Source organism: Mariprofundus sp. KV (assembly GCF_013387475.1).
Classification (GTDB): Bacteria; Pseudomonadota; Zetaproteobacteria; order Mariprofundales; family Mariprofundaceae; genus Mariprofundus.
The window spans coordinates 144,390-161,149 of record NZ_VWNB01000005.1; the positions used below are offsets into that span (position 1 = coordinate 144,390).

Sequence of the window (16,760 nt, forward strand, 5' to 3'; positions counted from 1 at the left end):
TTCAAACATATACCTGTTTAGTCACTGCAACCAATCTGGTTGAGGGAGTTTATTGACTCTGGAGATGAACGATTGTTGTTGATGAGAAAGATATTTACTCAAGACTGCTTCAAATGGGCCAAGGTGTCTAAACTGCACTCCAACTGAAGTTCCCGATTCAGATTGGCCCCTCCATCGAACCATCGCCTCAACACGAATCTTGCTGCCACAAATATTTAACGTGCAGTTCATGCATGCACCGGGCACAACTGATAGTTGCTTATTCGTTATAAGCCCAATGCCTCCCAAAGAAATGTCGAGCATCTGAATATGATCGTTCGCCTCATGTGAAGATAGTTGAACATGAATCAAATCTTCGGGTCTCACCCTCAAATGCTCTCTCTTCTCTCTGAGAGAAACATCCACTGAGCGGACTGCCAGTTTCATACGGCCATGATTATAGCTCAGTGCACTTAACCGAATAACATGTTCACCATCCACTCCCGGAGAGAGAACCTCTCGGCCACTCTCGGAGACAGCAAATATCTTAAATACCCCCGGAGGGGCCTCAACTTCAATATACTCATCAGTAGATTGAACATATCTGGCCTTTGTAGAAACGGGCATCTCCTGGAAATAGTTTTTTAAGATCATCTCACCACGCTCCAGCCACTCGATCTTACTATCAGCAACAATGCGCTTAACCTTTTCTGACTGAAGTTCACTGCTCCATTTTTGCTGATAAGCCACAACAATACTTTTCTGAAGAGCTGCAAAACTGGTCAACTGTGAGGAGAGGCTCTCTAACAGTTGATCTGCATTGGAGCGATGTTTTTTTGAGGCATATTGAAAGTTCACCCACTGGCATTTAAACAGGGCTGAGAGAATATGTTCAGCAGAAATATCGGATATCTGCAACGATTCCGCTAGTTTGATAACAGAATGTGGTGGCGCCTTCCCCTGTAACAGCTTGATCAACAATAAACGGTCCGATGGTTTGATTGAGGGTATCTGGTGATCGATCTGTTTGCCAAACAACTCGTCTAACATGCTCACTCTTCACGCATGCTTAAATCACCTGCTGTCTGCTGCAGACATTGCTGAATCAGTTGCAGCGCCTGTTCCGGCGCAAACGGTTTATCAATACGCCAGATAAATGCATCATCAACGATAGGATCTACAAACTCAGAGGAATAACCCGACATCACAATAATCGGAAGTTGGCTATTCTCTTTATGAATGGCGCTGGCGAGCTCAAAACCGCCCATCTCCGGCATCACGGCATCAGTAAGCAGTAACGAAACATGCTGCTCTGTGAAGGTACGCAAAGCCTCCTTACCATTGTTCACCGTTATCACCGTATAGTCGTAATCCTGTAAGATATCCGACATCACCTCACAGAGCATCTCATTATCATCCGCGATCAATATCACAGCCCCATCGGTTGACACATTTGATTGCTGCCTGATTTCGAGACCATCTCGCAGGGGCTTCATCTCTTTGTATGCAGGCAACGAGATATGAAATGAGGTTCCCTTCCCTTCGGTGCTGATGAGTTGGATCTGCCCCCCCATCGCAGCTACTGAACCATAAGCTGTCGAGAGGCCAAGGCCAGTGCCCTCCCCCTGCTCTTTGGTGGTGAAAAATGGTTCAAACACCTTATCCAGCAACTCATTCGGGATACCACAACCGTTATCGTGAATAGCTATCAGATTATACTTTTCCGACGCTCCAGAGTCTAAATTCACCTCATCCAGATCAGATGCTATTGCAATCTTTATTCTTGGCGCCTCTATGCCTCTCAAAGCATGCGAAGCATTGATCACCAGATTAAGTAGCACCTGCTCAAGCTCCACGCGATCACACTTCACCCATGCTTGCTCTTCACTCAAGTCTAATTCAAACTCAATGTTTGACGCGATGGCTGCGGAGTGCAAAAGCTGGAACTGACGAACAAACTCGTTGAGTTCGACTACCGTAAGTTTTTTCGGTGTCTGCCTGGAAAATGCCATCAATTGCCTGATCATCTCTGAGGCTGAATCGGTCAGCATCTGAATCCGTTGTAACTTTTCCTGTGTCTTATCTGTGAGTTCCGGCTGCCTGTTGACCAGGTATAGGTTGCCTGAAATACCGGCAAGCATGTTGTTAAAATTGTGCGCGATACCACCGACCAGTGTTCCGACACTCTCCAGCCGCTGAGCACGTTGCACCATCTCTTCAGCTGCCATACGTTCAGAAATATCATAAAAGATTCCGATGTAATATACGGGATCACCATGTTCATAGACTGGGTGGATAGCCAACTCTTCGATATAGGTCTCACCGCTTTTCTTGCGGTTGGTAATCCGGCCACGCCAGTGGCCACTATTGTTCAAATCTGTCCACATTCGTTCGTAGAATGTGCGATTATGTTTTCCCGAACTCAATATCGATGGCTTACGCCCTATAACCTCTTCCTTACTATATCCCGTGATCTCACAAAATGCTTTATTCACATCAAGAATGGTGGTGTTGGCATCAGTAATGATCACACATTCAGAGGTAGACTGAAGCACTTGTGATGCCAGATCCAGCGTACTCCTGACACGAACATGTTCTGTGATATCACTTAATGTGAAAGAGAGGAATCCATCACCATCTAAAACCGGGGGAGTAGCTTCAGAGGCTATCCCCTGCACCATCACCACTCTCTCCGATGTTCCTGCGTCATTCTTCAGCTTTAGTTCCATCTTATGGGAATCCGGGCGCTTGAGCAGCACACGGAATATGTTCCGTAGCAATAATTGGTCTGCTTCATAAAACAGATCAAATATATATTTGTGCTTCAACTCAAAAACAGGAATACCTGTCCAGGCTGCCAATGTCTCATTACAAATTTTGATCTTGCCGCCATGATCAACGGAGAGATATGCAACCTGAGCATGATTGTAGAACCAATTCAATTGCCTGTTCAGCTGCTCAGTTCTCTCCTGTGTCTCCCTGAGCTCCTGATTTTGCATCTCCAGCTCTGTCTGATAGATCAAAAGCTCTTCCTCAACATCAGTTAATTCACGACCAATCAACTTATCTCTGATGGATTCACTCGCCTTTTGCCTCAGCTCGGCTTCAGAATAGTCACGCACACAACACCTCAAATCCAAGCAGAGATGACTTGCTCATCATTGATATCACCACACCGGAATAGATGCCTGGCGCTATATTGTATGGACTAACCTTGAGCAGGTATTGATTACCCTCTTCACAGCCGACATTAACCTTTGTGGTGCGATGATACTGATTTGATTCATTAATCACCGACATGATATCGATATTTCTCAGTTTGTTAGCCAGCTCTGAGAACGGCCTGTCTATATCACTATCCCTGATGTTGAACATTTGACGGGCCTGATCAGTAAACCTTCGAATATCGAGATGTTCATCCAAATAGATCACTGCCACATCCATACTGTGGATAAAGTTATCAAGATCGTTATTGGACTCAGTGAGATCCTGAATCTTCTCCTGATACTCAGCATTTACCGTAAACAGCTCTTCATTCACCGACTGCAGCTCTTCATTGGTGCTCTGCAGCTCCTCATTGCTGGCCAATAGCTCCTCATTCGTCGCCTGCAGCTCCTCATTTGAGGTCTCCAACTCCTCAACAGTCGCCTGCAGGGTCTCCTGATTCAACATCAGAGACTGCTCCAGATCAGCAATGCGCTGTAGCATGGCATGATTTGGATCATAGGCAGCAATTTCTGTATCAGCATGCTCTGGATTTTCCTGCCGTTGCAGCCACATACAAAAAATTTGTCCGACACCACCTTTGCCTTCAATCAGCTGTGTTGTCATGCGAATCGTTTCTAAGCCGCCTTGTGACTGCACCTGAACATCAGTAGTAATTCTACCATGACTCTCCTTCTTCAACCTGTGGATTGAGGTTGTTAGCGGGATGGAGAGGCTCTTATGAATCATTTTTGCAAGATCGTTTTTGGCTCTACCACTAGGGTAGCGTAAAAAAACGCCTGTATCTCCAGATGTATGAATAATCTCCAATGAGGGGTTAAATAGCACCGCAAAATCAACAAATGAGCTGGTAACTGCATCAAGATATTTCTCAAGCATACGGCTATAACTCAAATCATGTGAATCTGTTAACGCAGCGTAATGGCCACGATCAGCAAGGCGTGACCCTTCATCCGATTTTTGCATGGAAAGTATCGGCTCAGCCAGCCTCCTGATGCCTCTGGATTGAAAAATTTTCAGTGAGTTTTTGCCTGGCTCAAACAGATCTATCTCTTCGCCAATGCTTTCGCTATTGCCAAGCAGAAGCGTACCACCTGTCACCAACGAGAAATTGAACGTCTGCATGGCCCGCTTTTGCAGTGGTGCTAAAAAGTAGATCAACAGATTTCTGCAGCTAACAAAATCAATATTCGTAAATGGAGGGTCCTTGATCAGGTTGTGTTGAGCAAAGACGATAGGCTCTCTCAATGCACCGGAAACCTTGTAGCCTTTCTCATCGTGATGGAAATATTTTGATAGAAGTGCTTCTGGAACATCCTGAGATATCCCCTCGGGATATTCACCCTGACTGGCCCGAACCACTGCCTTCTGATCAATATCGGTGGCAAAAACCTTCAACCTCAAATCACGCCCTGAATCTTTAATGGCCTCTAAAAACAGAATGGTCAGTGAATATGCCTCTTCTCCACTTGAACATGCTGCACACCAGATACGGATCTCAGACTGACTCTCGGGCAACCGCTCGATAATTTCAGGGATAACCTTATTTCGTAGTGATTTAAAGACATCTTCATCTCTGAAGAAACTTGTGACACCGATCAGAAGTTCGTTATAAAGCAACTCAGTTTCAGACTTGTGATCAAGCAGATAGCGGTAATAGGCATCAACATTTTCGCACTGGCATATCTGAATCCTACGCTCAATTCGGCGCAGAACCGTGGTCGGCTTATAGAGTGAAAAATCTACTTTATGATTCTCTCTAATCACTGAAAAAATGCGACTCAGTGATGTCTGTGGCACACCTGTTGCAATTGTTCTCTGCTGACCAAGTGGATGCTGAATATATGAGAGAATCTTTTCAGGCATCATCTCTGGAGTCAAAACCAGATCGACTGCGCCAGATGCCATAGCACTTCGAGGCATACCATCAAAAGCAGCCGAATATTCATCCTGAGCAATGGTTAGCCCGAGCTGATCCTTAATCGCCCTTAAGCCGTTGGTGCCATCACTACCGGTACCAGATAACACAACCCCAATCGCTTTTGGGCCCACATCTTCAGCCAGCGAGGTCATAAAAATATCGATAGGAAGGCTCAAGCCCTTTTGCGGCTGTTTCTCAGCAAGCACAAATTTTCCATTGAACAACTTGAGACTTTTACTCGGCGGAATCAGGAAAATAGTGTCGCCTTGTACTTTCATTCCCTCCCTAATCTGGTGCACCTCCATATCAGTCCACTTGGATAAAATATCTACCATCATACTTTTATGATCAGGAGAGAGGTGCTGTACTACAACAAACGCAAGCCCTGTATCCGATGGCATGCTCTTAAAAAAGCGCTCGATCGCCTCAAGGCCACCTGCGGAAGCACCAATACATACAATATGTGACTCCCGTTCCATGTTCGTTTTATTCACTGCCCTTTCCTCGCGGTTTCATTATGGGTTATTACAGTCGCCACAGACGGTATAGATCACGCGTTGTTTAGGGTCTGTGATAAGACCTGTCTTAAGTGCCAAATCAGCATCCACCCAACTAAAAGCAACGTTAATCCTGTTGCACATGCTGCAACGCCTGATCAAATTGCTGTTTTGTGAACGAATGCCCGAAAAATGCACAGGAGGGCTATTGGGCTCGGTAGCCAACAGATAGTGATCCAGTCTTAATAGGTTCTCATCATCAATGGAGATCTGCATCTGCATAAATCGTTTGATTTCAGGGCTATCACAGCGATAAGGCTTGTTGGCTTGATGGTGAATATGCCATACATGATCCAATATAAGTCTCAAGTACATACGGGTAGTATCACTGGCTATATACGAAAAAAGATTTTGCCCGATGATCTGTGGTGAAACAAGCTCTTCACCCCCATTTTCAATAGCAAACTTATCCCAATCAGCACCAACCTTTGCAATGGTGTAATGCCTATCAACCCAGTAACTGGATATTAATTGTTGCGGCGATCCAACATCATCACTGCTCATGCCTGCTCCATAATTGTATTAGACAAATACAATATATTAGAAACTATATATTATAATCCTTACTTTGTCTAGGACATTATAGGAATGGTCAGATGTACAAGCAAAGAGACAATGGCTTTGAACTTCGCCGTTCATAGCAAAGGACTCACTCGCACCAAAGGAAATATTTCCTGATATTATTTACCAACAAAAAAGGGCGGCCCTTTCGGAACCGCCCTTTCTATTTTTATCAGTGATGAAACGACTGATATAAAACCAACTCAGATGAGTGGTTTTACATACCCATGCCGCCCATACCACCCATGCCGCCCATATCTGGTGCGCCACCGGCTGCCGGTGCAGGGATATCTGCAATCATCGCTTCAGTGGTGATCAGCAGGCCAGCAATGGATGCTGCATACTGCAGTGCAGAACGGGTTACCTTGGTTGGATCGATAACACCCATCTTCACCAGATCGCCGTACTGTTCAGTCTGTGCGTTATAACCGAAGTGGCCAGTACCGTTGGATACTTCATTAACAACAACAGATGCTTCGCCGCCACCGTTGGTAACGATCTGACGCAGAGGCTCTTCGATCGCACGACGGATGATTTTCACACCGGTATCTTCGTCATGGTTGATGCCCGATACATTATCCAGCGCTTTACGTGCACGAATCAGTGCAACGCCGCCACCGGCAACGATACCCTCTTCAACAGCAGCACGGGTTGCGTGCAGTGCATCATCAACGCGATCTTTCTTCTCTTTCATCGCTACTTCAGTCGCCGCACCGACTTTGATCACTGCAACACCGCCAGCCAGCTTGGCCAGACGCTCCTGCATCTTCTCTCTGTCGTAATCAGAGGTGGTATCTTCAACCTGCTTGCGGATCAGCGCAACGCGGCCTTCGATTGCACTCTTGTCACCGGAACCGTCAACAATGACAGTAGTATCTTTGCTGATCTTCACATTGCCAGCAGTACCCAGATCTTCCAGGGTGACATTTTCCAGCTTCAGACCGAGGTCTTCAGAGATCACTTTACCACCGGTCAGGATAGCCATGTCTTCCATCATCGCCTTACGACGATCGCCGAAGCCAGGTGCTTTAACCGCTGCAACGTTCACAACACCGCGAACCTTGTTCACAACCAGCGTAGCCAGCGCTTCGCCTTCAATATCCTCGGCAATAATCAGCAGTGGTTTGCCGGTACGGGCAACCGCTTCCAGAACTGGCAGCAGCTCACGCATGTTAGAGATCTTCTTCTCAAACAGCAGGATGTACGGGTGATCCAGAGAGGCTTCCATACGCTCTGTGTCGGTTACGAAGTAAGGAGAGAGGTAACCGCGGTCAAACTGCATACCCTCTACAACGTCAAGCTCTGTCTCCAGACCCTTGGCCTCTTCAACAGTGATCACACCCTCTTTACCAACCTTGTCCATCGCATCAGCGATGATCTGGCCGATTTCAGAGTCGCCATTGGCAGAGATGGTGCCAACCTGAGCAATCTCTTCCTGGTTCTGTACTTCATTGGAGAGGTTCGCGAGCTCTGCAACTACAGCAGCAACGGCTTTATCAATACCGCGTTTCAGATCCATCGGGTTCATGCCTGCAGCAACTGCTTTCACGCCCTCTTTCGCAATAGACTGAGCCAGTACAGTTGCAGTGGTGGTGCCGTCACCTGCGATATCCGCAGTTTTGGAAGCCACCTCTTTTACCATCTGTGCGCCCATGTTTTCGAACTTGTCTTCCAGCTCGATCTCTTTGGCCACAGAAACACCATCTTTAGTGATGGTCGGTGCGCCCCAGGATTTATCGAGAACTACGTTACGGCCTTTGGGGCCCAAGGTTACTTTTACTGCATCAGCAAGTTTATTCACGCCGATCATCATCTGAGCGCGTGCGTCTTCACCAAAACGAATGTCTTTAGCCATTCTTCAATCTCCTATTCAATCTTATAATTCGTTCCGCATTAAGCGGTTAATCTCTGAGACCCCGCCCACGACGGGCGGCAAATCTTCGATTTGTAAGGAAGCTGAAAAACATGTTTTCCGCTCCCCCTCCAGGCAAAAGTTCAGGAAGAACTTTTGCGTATCAATCAATTACCCTTCGATTACGCCGAGAATGTCGTCTTCACGCATAATCAGGAACTCTTCGCCATCGAGTTTGATCTCGGTACCGGCATATTTAGAGAAGATCACCTTGTCGCCGGCTTTTACATCCAGCGGACGCAGGTCGCCGTTCTCCATGATTTTTCCTTTTCCTGCTGAAATCACTTCGCCTTCAACCGGTTTTTCCTTGGCGGAATCCGGGATGATAATACCACCTGCGGACTTCTCTACCTCGTTCAGGCGGCGAACGATTACGCGATCATGCAAAGGACGGACTGTTGTTGCCATCGATGTTTCTCCTTTCAATATATAATATGGAAACTGGTATATAGGAATCGGCCATGACCGATTCAACTCCCTTTATGGGGACAGGCTGAATTCGATTCAACCCCCCAAGCGCAATTTTCTGGCACTCTCCAAAAGGGAGTGCCAATAGTGGGAAGATGACCTCTGCTGTCAACGCCTGTTTAATGTATAACCTGATAAGTTGACGGTGCCTCTCCAGAGCCCTACAAACCACCTATGTCAAAAGGAAAGTCTGTTACGCATGTTTGAAATTGCACTGATTACACTCATCAGCCTCTGCTGCATCTCCATGCTCTGGTTCACACTCAAGACAGGCATCTCACCCATGCCATCTTCGGGAAGAGCCTGTCGCACCATACTGAAAGCCAGCGAGCAGGCTTCAGAAGGGGCTATGATTGATCTCGGCTCCGGCTGGGGAGGCCTGCTCTTTGCTCTGGCACGGAAATATCCCGACCGACCGGTAATTGGCTATGAACTCTCATGGTTGCCGTGGATCTATTCTCAGGCCTATAGAGTGATCTTCCGCTTGAAAAATGTATGCATCTATCGAAAGGATTTTTTAACCGCACAGCTACCCCAGGCTGCCCTGCTCATCTGTTATCTTCATCCCAAAGGCATGCAGGCGCTGCAGAAGAGGCTCTCTTCAGATGGGCAAGCGCAAAACTCCATGCTGATCAGCAGCACCTTCGCCCTGCCCGATCATCAACCCGCAGAAACCCTCCGGCTCGATGACCTCTACAACACACCGATCTATCTCTACAGATTATTCAACCCAAAGCGTTGAGTGTGATCAGCCCGGCCAGTCGAACATCAGGCGAACACGGAAGCTTCGCCCCTTTAACTGCCCATCGGTTAATTTTTTCAGAGCAATCTTCACCACTTCACGACTGACCGCCACATATGCCCAGTTATCCAGGATATGAATCTTGCCAACCTGCTTGCCGGTGATACCACCTTCTCCGGTCAGAGCGCCGAGAATGTCACCTGGACGCAGCTTCTGTTTTTTACCACCTCCAATCTGCAGGGTCGCCATGGCCGGTTTGGCCGGTCTGTTGTCCAGCACACTCAGCGGCGGCAGCGCCTCACTGCTGATGGGGCGTTTGATGTAATCACTGAGCATGGTCAGCTTGTAATCGTTGCCGTTATGCAGGGTGAAAGACTCACCTTTGCTACCAGCACGACCTGTGCGGCCAATGCGGTGCAGATAGGTTTCAGGCTCATGTGGAAGCTGAAAATTAATTACCGCATCCAGCGCATCGATATCGAGCCCTCGTGCCGCCACATCGGTAGCCACAAGGATGGAGGTGCTGCGATTGGCAAAACGCACCATCGTCTGATCTCGATCCCGCTGCTCCAGATCGCCGTTCAGCGCTAAAGCGCTGAAACCATGCGAGATAAGCTCATCCGCAATCTCCTGCGTCTCACGCTTGGTATTGCAGAAGATCACGCACGATTCAGGCATGTGCTCCAGCAGCAGAAGACGTAGCGCGATCATCGACTGCTTAAAATCGCCCGTCTGATAAAAGTGTTGTGAAATCGTATTGCTATCGTGTGTGGACTCCACCTGCACCAGCACCGGCTTGCTCATGATGCGATTGGATATTGCTTTGATCTGATCAGGAAAGGTGGCGCTGAACAGCAGTGTCTGGCGCTGCTTGGGAAGCCGGCCAACAATGGCATCAACTGAGGCCTGAAAACCCATCTCCAGCATGCGATCAGCCTCATCAAGCACCAGTGTTGTCACGCCATCGAGCTTCAACGTACCGCGCCCCAGATGATCTTCGATACGGCCGGGGGTGCCGACAATAATATGGGCCCCGTACTCCAGTGAGCCGATCTGCGGGCCAAACGGCATGCCACCGCAGAGGGTGAGCACCTTAATGTTCGAGATCGTACGCGCCAGCCTGCGAATCTCTTTAGAGGCCTGATCAGCCAACTCGCGTGTAGGGCAGAGCACCAGCGACTGCACATGCAGCTGCTTCACATCCAACCGGTTCAACAGCCCAAGCCCGAATGCCGCCGTTTTTCCCGAGCCTGTTTTGCCCTGCCCGATCACATCACTGCCCGCCAGAATATGTGGCAGACTCTCGGCCTGAATCGGTGTCATCTCCTCATAACCGAGAGAAGAGAGGTTCTGCAGCAGATCGGCATGCATGTTCAGTGTTGAAAAAGGTGCGTGGCTCAATGGACTATCCTGTATGGTTCAATGTTGGGCAGAGAAACAGATCAACCCAGCCGCGCACTATAGCGGCAGCAGGCAGTGATTGAGAGTTAATTCATGTTAACCGTCGAGATGATGCGATGATGCAACCGCTATTTTGACCAGCTGAAACTCTCTATTGCCGGTTTTTCGGCTGTTTTTTCTGCCGTTCTCTTCGGTGTTTTGTCGGGTCGGTATTTCAACTGCACGCCCTTGATGAAGTTGCGTAGAATCTGATCCTTACAGACACGAAAATGTCTGTTGTCAGGCTTGCGGAACAGTGCGCTCAACTCCGGTTTGGTAATGGGAAATCCCCCCAGCGCCAACAGCTCCAGAACACCTTCATCTTTCAGATTCAGTGCGATACGAAGCTTTCTGAAGATGATATTGTTGTTCAGTCGCAGATCCGGCTTGGGCTGTGGCCCCTCTTTTTTGCCGCGCCGGTCATTGATCAGGCCATCGAGAAACAGCGCCAGCTCACCCTCAGAGCACTCCACAAAAGCGGGATCATCATCCTTTTTCAACCAGGCGCTGACCTGCTCCCGTGTCACCTTAAGATCAGCCAGAGCAAACAGGGCCATCATCTTCGAATCGTCGAAGTCGAAGGCGTAGCGGATTCGGCGCAGGATATCGTTATTGGTCATCGGTAATAATCCTCAATGCTCTGCAGGGAGCGGCCGTAATGGTAATTGATCTGCTCCAGTGTGTAACGGTGCTCAGTCGCCACCGGGCAAGCCAGACGGGAGAGGCACTGCTTTTTGCAGCTGGAGCCCTCCTGCAGGCGATAATCGAGACAGCGTTGCAGGGATAGTTTGCTATCAGCCAAAGCATCTGCAGGACAGCCTGACAGGCACGGCTTGTCGCTACAGCTGTGACACGGAGAAGCGAGCGCCACACTTGTAGTCGGCATAAAACCTGTGTCAGCCAGAACTGCCACCCGATAGGCAAACCACGAACCCCAAATCTGATTGATGCCGATGCGAAACGGGGAGGCATGATGCCATCCTGCAAGCTCTCCCAGAGCCTGCAGTGGCACGACTTGCTGTGCGTTCGGATAGATAATCTCGTATCGAAGTTCAGGAACAGCTTTTGTAAGCCATTGCACAACCCGATCAACCGAAAAGCAATCGATTGGATCAGTTGCAGCTCTGAATTCAGAGGCCTGAAGCGCCTCCCACATCCCTCTGCCACCGTGGCCGATAAGAATCAGCTGACTGTAATTGGTAAAACCGGCTACCTGCCCGGCAAGTGCCGCCTGCATCGTTTCCGGAAGCTCGCTAAGGTTAAACACAGCCTGCATGTTCAAACCATTGCTGTTGAGCAGGTCAAAATTCGGGGTGATTTCCATAGCCCCAAACTAGTCAGTCAACCTGCATAATTAAAGCAGACTCAAAATTCACTGATATAATAAGAGTAGGAGGTGTATATGATGTCACCTATCCATGGGCTCCACCCTTCGGGCGGCCATGCAGCCGTCTCCTTTTACTGTCGTGTAAAATGATGTTTAAACATCCCGGACCACTGGCGCCCCTGTGCATGACTGCAGCATTCTTAGGCCCACCAGCCTGGGCAGCATGGTTTCTGATTGCCGCCTGTCTGATTGTCAGCTTTGTGATTTTCAAACTGATCGGACTGCCCCACTGACCCTTAAAAAGAAGCAGCGAAGCTACTGCTTAACCGAAGGCGGTGGAAATCAGAGCGTAGCAGCTCCATAGATAGAGAGAAGCAGGACACTGGCAGCACCCAGAATAAGAATAGCGAGCACGATCTTTTTGGCGATGCGATACCATGCGAATTCAGTAAGTTTTCTGCCTGTCTTCTCCTGCCAGTTGGTTGCAACAACCACAGCGATAAGAATACCAAATACGAGAAAGAGTCCAATTGCATTATTCATGGCCGCACTCTAAGCAAAAATCAGCCCCGGTGGAAACATCCCGTTACAGCATTCTCACTACGAGTGTCTGTTCATGTTGAGTTAAGGATCAGACATTACGTTTCGCCCAATTCGATTTCCGGGAGAATGCAGATGCAACACTCTATTAAGGTATGGGATATTCTCGTGCGCCTGTTTCACTGGTCGCTGGTGCTCTTTTTCAGCCTCGCCTATCTCACCGGCGAAGGAGACCTGGAGACCATACATGCGCTAATTGGATATCTGATTGCCGCACTGATTGGCTTGCGCCTCATCTGGGGGATTATCGGCACAAAATATGCCCGCTTCTCCAACTTCATCTACCGTCCCGCCGAGGTTAAAGCCTACCTTCAAAGCCTGATGAGTCGGCACCCTAAACACTATCTTGGCCATAACCCTGCCGGTGGCCTCATGGTAATAATCATGCTGGTTACACTCGCCCTGATCACCTGGACGGGACTGGAGACCTATGCTGCCGAAGGCAAAGGGCCACTGGCCAATATCTCACTTGAGGTGAGCAGCGCTTATGCCGATGACCATCACGGTAGCTGGAGCGGTGGTCGCGGCGGCGATGAGTTCTGGGAAGAGGTGCATGAGTTTACTGTCAACCTGATGCTGATACTGATCTTTGTACATATTATCGGGGTTGTCATCTCCAGCCTGCTGCACGGTGAAAACCTGCCACGCGCCATGCTTACCGGCCGCAAGAAGATCAAGGAAGATAAGCGACTCAGCTAAGCAGAGACCTGTAAATCGCCTCCATTTCACTATCGAAACAGGCCAGAATAATCTCTTTCGGTTTATCATGATCTTTTTGAAAATTAAGGATCTCCCGCACAGCTACCCGGGCGGCTTTCCGGGCAGGATAACCAAAGGCACCTGTGGCAATGGCAGGAAAAGCGATCGACGCCATCCCCTTATCAGCGGCCAGCGTCAGTACACTCTGATAACAGCTGGCCAGTAGCTCAGGTTCACCATAAATCCCGCCCTGCCAGACAGGACCAACCGTATGGATCACCCATTTGGCAGGCAGATTGTATCCTCGGGTTAACTTCACATCACCAGTAATGCAGCCACCTATTTTCCTGCACGCATCCAGCAACTCTGGCCCCGCCATACGGTGAATCGCACCATCCACTCCGCCACCGCCAAGCAGGCTGTTGTTGGCTGCATTTACAATCGCATCGACTTGAAGTGTGGTAATATCCTGCTTTACAATACGAATATCGGACATACGCCCCCCCTTCTGCTCCACTATTATAGTCAATAAAACTAAAATGTGCAGCGCCCTCGAAAAACAGTCTCGATATGACTAGCATTTACTGCTCTAAAACTCTGGAGGAGACCATGCAACTTGCACTGAGCACCTGGCAAGAGGTCGAGTCTTACCTCGAACGCTCTACCGCGATTATCATTCCGATCGGTTCAACCGAACAGCATGGCCCTAACGGTCTGATCGGCACCGATGCCATCTGCCCGACTCGCATCGCCTCCGGCATCGAAGAGAAGGTGGAGGTGCTGGTTGCCCCGACCATCAACTACGGCATGGCACAACACCATATGGCATTTCCCGGAACGATCACGCTTAAACCATCGACATTGATTCATCTGGTTCAGGATGTGGTGACCTCATTGCAACAGCATGGTTTCACCCACTTCTACTTCATCAATGGCCATGGCGGCAATATTGCGCCTGTCACCACAGCTTTTTGTGAGATTTACCATGCATCAGGCACTAGTAACGCCACAACGCCACGCTGCAGGCTGGCCAACTGGTGGCGAGATGAGGTCATCGGCAAACTTGCTGCAGATCTCTACGGTGAGGCCGAGGGGCACCACGCCACGGTCAGTGAGGTGGCATTGAGTTATTTTGCCCATCCGGAAGCGGTCAAAGATGTGGCTATGTCGCCTGAAATTGCACCCAACGGTGAGATCTACGATGCGGTCGATTACCGGAGAAAATTTCCCGATGGCCGCATCGGTTCCAACCCGGCTCTGGCCACGGTTGCAGATGGTGAAAAATTTTACAGGCTTGCTGTTGATTCACTTGCTACCGACTATAAGGCATTCACCACAGGAGACGCATCATGAAATGGCTGGATGAACTACCCTATATTGCTCTGATTGCCATCGCAGTGCTGATGGCCATGCTGCCATTCCAGCCGGAACCGCATCTCAGTGAAAAGCTGAAAATGCTGGCTGATGGCACGCTTGCCAAACCGCTGGATATCTTTGATCTCTTCTGGCACCTGCTGCCGACCATTCTGCTGGTCATAAAGTTTCTGCGCTCAAGAAAGAAGAACGACGCATGAGCGGTTGGGGTTGCCCGCACGAGGTTGAAGGCCTGTGTCGCAGGGTGCCGGGTAAAAAGTGTGATCCGGGCATGAAGGGGTGCACCCTCTCAGGCCGCTTCACATTCAGCAGCAGTGAGAAGAACATCTCACGTCGACTCAGGGAGAGTCACTCTCATAATGAGGATCAGAAAAAGAGCAAATAGATCAATCGAGCGGGGTTGCTTCAGCCTTCTCTTCACCTCTGAGTTTCACCCACAGGCTTTTTATCCTCTCCTTAAAAGCTTGATAAAAGGGTCGTCCTAAAAGTAACAGGCTGACAGCAAAACTTATCTCGGCAGCAACCAGCAGCGCAGTAGCAGTCACTGCGACTCTGCTCGCATCGGCCTCCATGACAAAGGGCACAAGCAACATCAACCCCCACAACAGCCATGAAGCCCAGAAGAGGAATAGCCCGATGCTACGCTTGAGCCGACTCAACCTTTCACTCATGCGGGATCAGAAGCCTTGTCATCACTCTCCTCATGACCGCCATCAAACCAGATCGTGCGGGTAGGATACTCCAGCCCATCCAGTGGCAGCAGGCTCTCAAGCTCAGCTACGCGATCACGACGACCATGCGTTTCAGGATGCTTGGCAATCAGGAATGAACAGATATCACAATACTCTTCGATGGAGATATCATAGGTGCCGATACGGCGCCCCAGGGCAATAATCTCCTCTTTATCCGAGCCGATCAGCGGCGGCAGAAGCGGCAGGTCGGAGGCATCATAGATGGCATGGATATTAGCCAGTGTCTGACTGGCAACCTGACCCAGCGAATCGCCGGTCACCAGAGCCTGTGCCTTCTCCTGATGAGCAATTTTGGCCGCAGAGCGGATCATCTGACGCTTGTAGATAATCATACGGTAGTCAGCCGGCACATTGGCAATGGCATGGCGCTGAAACTCTTCAAGATCGATCAGGTAGAGCTTCACCCTGCCCTGATAGATGGAGAGCTGCCGTGCCAGATCCCTGATTTTGACAAAATCGCGATTGATGGTGCTGTTATAGAGGTGAACCAGCACCACCTCCATACCGCGCTTGATCATGGTATAAGCGGCAACTGGTGAATCGATACCACCAGAGAAAAGCACCACGCCACGCCCGGAGGAGCCGACAGGCAGGCCACCGATACCGGTAATCTTACGGGTATAGATATAGGCCTCTTTCAGTCCGATCTCAACACGTACATCAATCTCGGGATCATTAAGGTTCACCGCCAGATTCAGCTGGTTTTTCAAAAAACCGCCGATCTCGAAATTGAGTTCCGGTGTTTTAATCGGAAAACGTTTATCGCTGCGCTTGGCGGTGACGCGGAAGCGCCTACCCGCCACATCAGGGCCGAAATCGGCAAGCACAGCCGCTTTGGCAGCCTCCTGCATCGCAGTAAGATCGAGCTCACACGATTCGGCCACCGAGAAGTTGCGGATGCCGGGAATCAGTGCGAGCAGATTGATCAGCTCATCGGAGACCGACTCAACATCAGCTGTCATACGGCCATGCTCACGGTGAACACCACCTGATTTGATTACAGGCTGAATAACACGTTTTATATTCTTCGCCATGCGGCGCTCAAATACAGAACGGTTCTTACCTTTGAGAGAGAGCTCTCCGAGATGAAATAGTAATTTTGGCATGGGCGGCAGCCTAACCGCAGTTCTTGCAAGTTGCAGCGATTTGATGGTTTCAGTAGGATAATTTCCTGTTCTGCTTGAATCATTACTCTGGGAAGGG

18 protein-coding genes are annotated in these 16,760 nt (G+C 49.3%); 5 read left to right on the top strand and 13 right to left on the bottom strand.

What is annotated here, in order from left to right; all coding sequences use genetic code 11:
- Positions 1-21: 21 nt before the first annotated feature.
- The 6 genes from F3F93_RS05625 to groES all read right to left on the bottom strand — a co-directional run bounded on the left by F3F93_RS05625 (position 22) and on the right by groES (position 8,563).
- Positions 22-1,029, bottom strand: a complete 1,008-nt coding sequence (locus F3F93_RS05625; RefSeq protein ID WP_176958187.1) for a PilZ domain-containing protein — start codon at positions 1,027-1,029, stop codon at positions 22-24.
- Positions 1,030-1,031: 2 nt separating this feature from the next.
- Positions 1,032-3,101, bottom strand: a complete 2,070-nt coding sequence (locus tag F3F93_RS05630; RefSeq protein WP_176958188.1) for a PAS domain-containing sensor histidine kinase — start codon at positions 3,099-3,101, stop codon at positions 1,032-1,034.
- Positions 3,094-5,619, bottom strand: coding sequence for a chemotaxis protein CheB (locus F3F93_RS05635; protein ID WP_176958189.1), 2,526 nt, complete (start codon positions 5,617-5,619; stop codon positions 3,094-3,096). Before F3F93_RS05635 ends, F3F93_RS05630 begins: the two co-directional genes overlap by 8 nt.
- Before the next feature lie 21 nt (positions 5,620-5,640).
- On the bottom strand, positions 5,641-6,186 hold the full coding sequence (locus F3F93_RS05640; protein ID WP_176958190.1) for a hypothetical protein: 546 nt from the start codon (positions 6,184-6,186) through the stop codon (positions 5,641-5,643).
- A gap of 274 nt (positions 6,187-6,460) precedes the next feature.
- Entirely contained in the window at positions 6,461-8,098 is a 1,638-nt protein-coding gene (gene groL / locus F3F93_RS05645; RefSeq protein WP_176958191.1) for a chaperonin GroEL, read from the bottom strand.
- A gap of 168 nt (positions 8,099-8,266) precedes the next feature.
- Positions 8,267-8,563 carry a co-chaperone GroES gene (groES, locus tag F3F93_RS05650; RefSeq protein WP_176958192.1) on the bottom strand — a complete coding sequence of 99 codons (297 nt, stop codon included), beginning with the start codon at positions 8,561-8,563 and terminating at the stop codon, positions 8,267-8,269.
- 259 nt (positions 8,564-8,822) lie between these two features.
- Here groES and F3F93_RS05655 point away from each other — a divergent pair, with 259 nt between their 5' ends.
- Positions 8,823-9,365, top strand: a complete 543-nt coding sequence (locus F3F93_RS05655; RefSeq protein ID WP_176958193.1) for a class I SAM-dependent methyltransferase — start codon at positions 8,823-8,825, stop codon at positions 9,363-9,365.
- Between the two features lie 6 nt (positions 9,366-9,371).
- On the opposite strand, the gene dbpA is transcribed toward F3F93_RS05655, so the two are convergent.
- The 4 genes from dbpA to F3F93_RS05675 all read right to left on the bottom strand — a co-directional run bounded on the left by dbpA (position 9,372) and on the right by F3F93_RS05675 (position 12,675).
- Positions 9,372-10,766, bottom strand: coding sequence for an ATP-dependent RNA helicase DbpA (gene dbpA, locus F3F93_RS05660; RefSeq protein ID WP_176958194.1), 1,395 nt, complete (start codon positions 10,764-10,766; stop codon positions 9,372-9,374).
- Positions 10,767-10,894: 128 nt separating this feature from the next.
- Positions 10,895-11,425 carry a DUF1456 family protein gene (locus F3F93_RS05665; protein ID WP_176958195.1) on the bottom strand — a complete coding sequence of 177 codons (531 nt, stop codon included), beginning with the start codon at positions 11,423-11,425 and terminating at the stop codon, positions 10,895-10,897.
- A complete protein-coding gene (locus tag F3F93_RS05670; protein WP_176958196.1) occupies positions 11,422-12,129 on the bottom strand; it encodes a hypothetical protein in 708 nt (235 codons plus the stop codon). The genes F3F93_RS05665 and F3F93_RS05670 overlap by 4 nt, the downstream gene beginning before the upstream one ends.
- Before the next feature lie 345 nt (positions 12,130-12,474).
- Positions 12,475-12,675, bottom strand: a complete 201-nt coding sequence (locus F3F93_RS05675; RefSeq protein ID WP_176958197.1) for a hypothetical protein — start codon at positions 12,673-12,675, stop codon at positions 12,475-12,477.
- 132 nt (positions 12,676-12,807) lie between these two features.
- Between F3F93_RS05675 and F3F93_RS05680 the strand changes: the two genes are divergently transcribed.
- Positions 12,808-13,431: a cytochrome b/b6 domain-containing protein gene (locus tag F3F93_RS05680; protein WP_176958198.1), complete on the top strand. Its 624-nt coding sequence runs from the start codon at positions 12,808-12,810 to the stop codon at positions 13,429-13,431.
- On the opposite strand, the gene F3F93_RS05685 is transcribed toward F3F93_RS05680, so the two are convergent.
- A complete protein-coding gene (locus tag F3F93_RS05685; RefSeq protein ID WP_176958199.1) occupies positions 13,424-13,927 on the bottom strand; it encodes an O-acetyl-ADP-ribose deacetylase in 504 nt (167 codons plus the stop codon). The genes F3F93_RS05680 and F3F93_RS05685 overlap by 8 nt on opposite strands.
- A 113-nt stretch (positions 13,928-14,040) precedes the next feature.
- Between F3F93_RS05685 and F3F93_RS05690 the strand changes: the two genes are divergently transcribed.
- From F3F93_RS05690 to F3F93_RS05700, 3 genes are read left to right on the top strand one after another with little or no spacing between them, the layout of a single operon-like run.
- Positions 14,041-14,784 carry a creatininase family protein gene (locus F3F93_RS05690; RefSeq protein WP_176958200.1) on the top strand — a complete coding sequence of 248 codons (744 nt, stop codon included), beginning with the start codon at positions 14,041-14,043 and terminating at the stop codon, positions 14,782-14,784.
- Positions 14,781-15,005: a hypothetical protein gene (locus F3F93_RS05695; RefSeq protein ID WP_176958201.1), complete on the top strand. Its 225-nt coding sequence runs from the start codon at positions 14,781-14,783 to the stop codon at positions 15,003-15,005. Before F3F93_RS05690 ends, F3F93_RS05695 begins: the two co-directional genes overlap by 4 nt.
- Complete coding sequence (locus F3F93_RS05700; RefSeq protein WP_176958202.1) at positions 15,002-15,190, top strand: hypothetical protein; 189 nt, start codon at positions 15,002-15,004, stop codon at positions 15,188-15,190. The genes F3F93_RS05695 and F3F93_RS05700 overlap by 4 nt, the downstream gene beginning before the upstream one ends.
- A 1-nt stretch (position 15,191) precedes the next feature.
- On the opposite strand, the gene F3F93_RS05705 is transcribed toward F3F93_RS05700, so the two are convergent.
- Together F3F93_RS05705 and thiI are read right to left on the bottom strand one after the other, a co-directional pair.
- Positions 15,192-15,476 (bottom strand): transporter suffix domain-containing protein, encoded by a 285-nt coding sequence (locus F3F93_RS05705; protein ID WP_176958203.1) that lies wholly within the window; start codon positions 15,474-15,476, stop codon positions 15,192-15,194.
- Positions 15,473-16,663, bottom strand: a complete 1,191-nt coding sequence (gene thiI / locus F3F93_RS05710; protein ID WP_176958204.1) for a tRNA uracil 4-sulfurtransferase ThiI — start codon at positions 16,661-16,663, stop codon at positions 15,473-15,475. The genes F3F93_RS05705 and thiI overlap by 4 nt, the downstream gene beginning before the upstream one ends.
- Positions 16,664-16,760 lie beyond the last annotated feature (97 nt).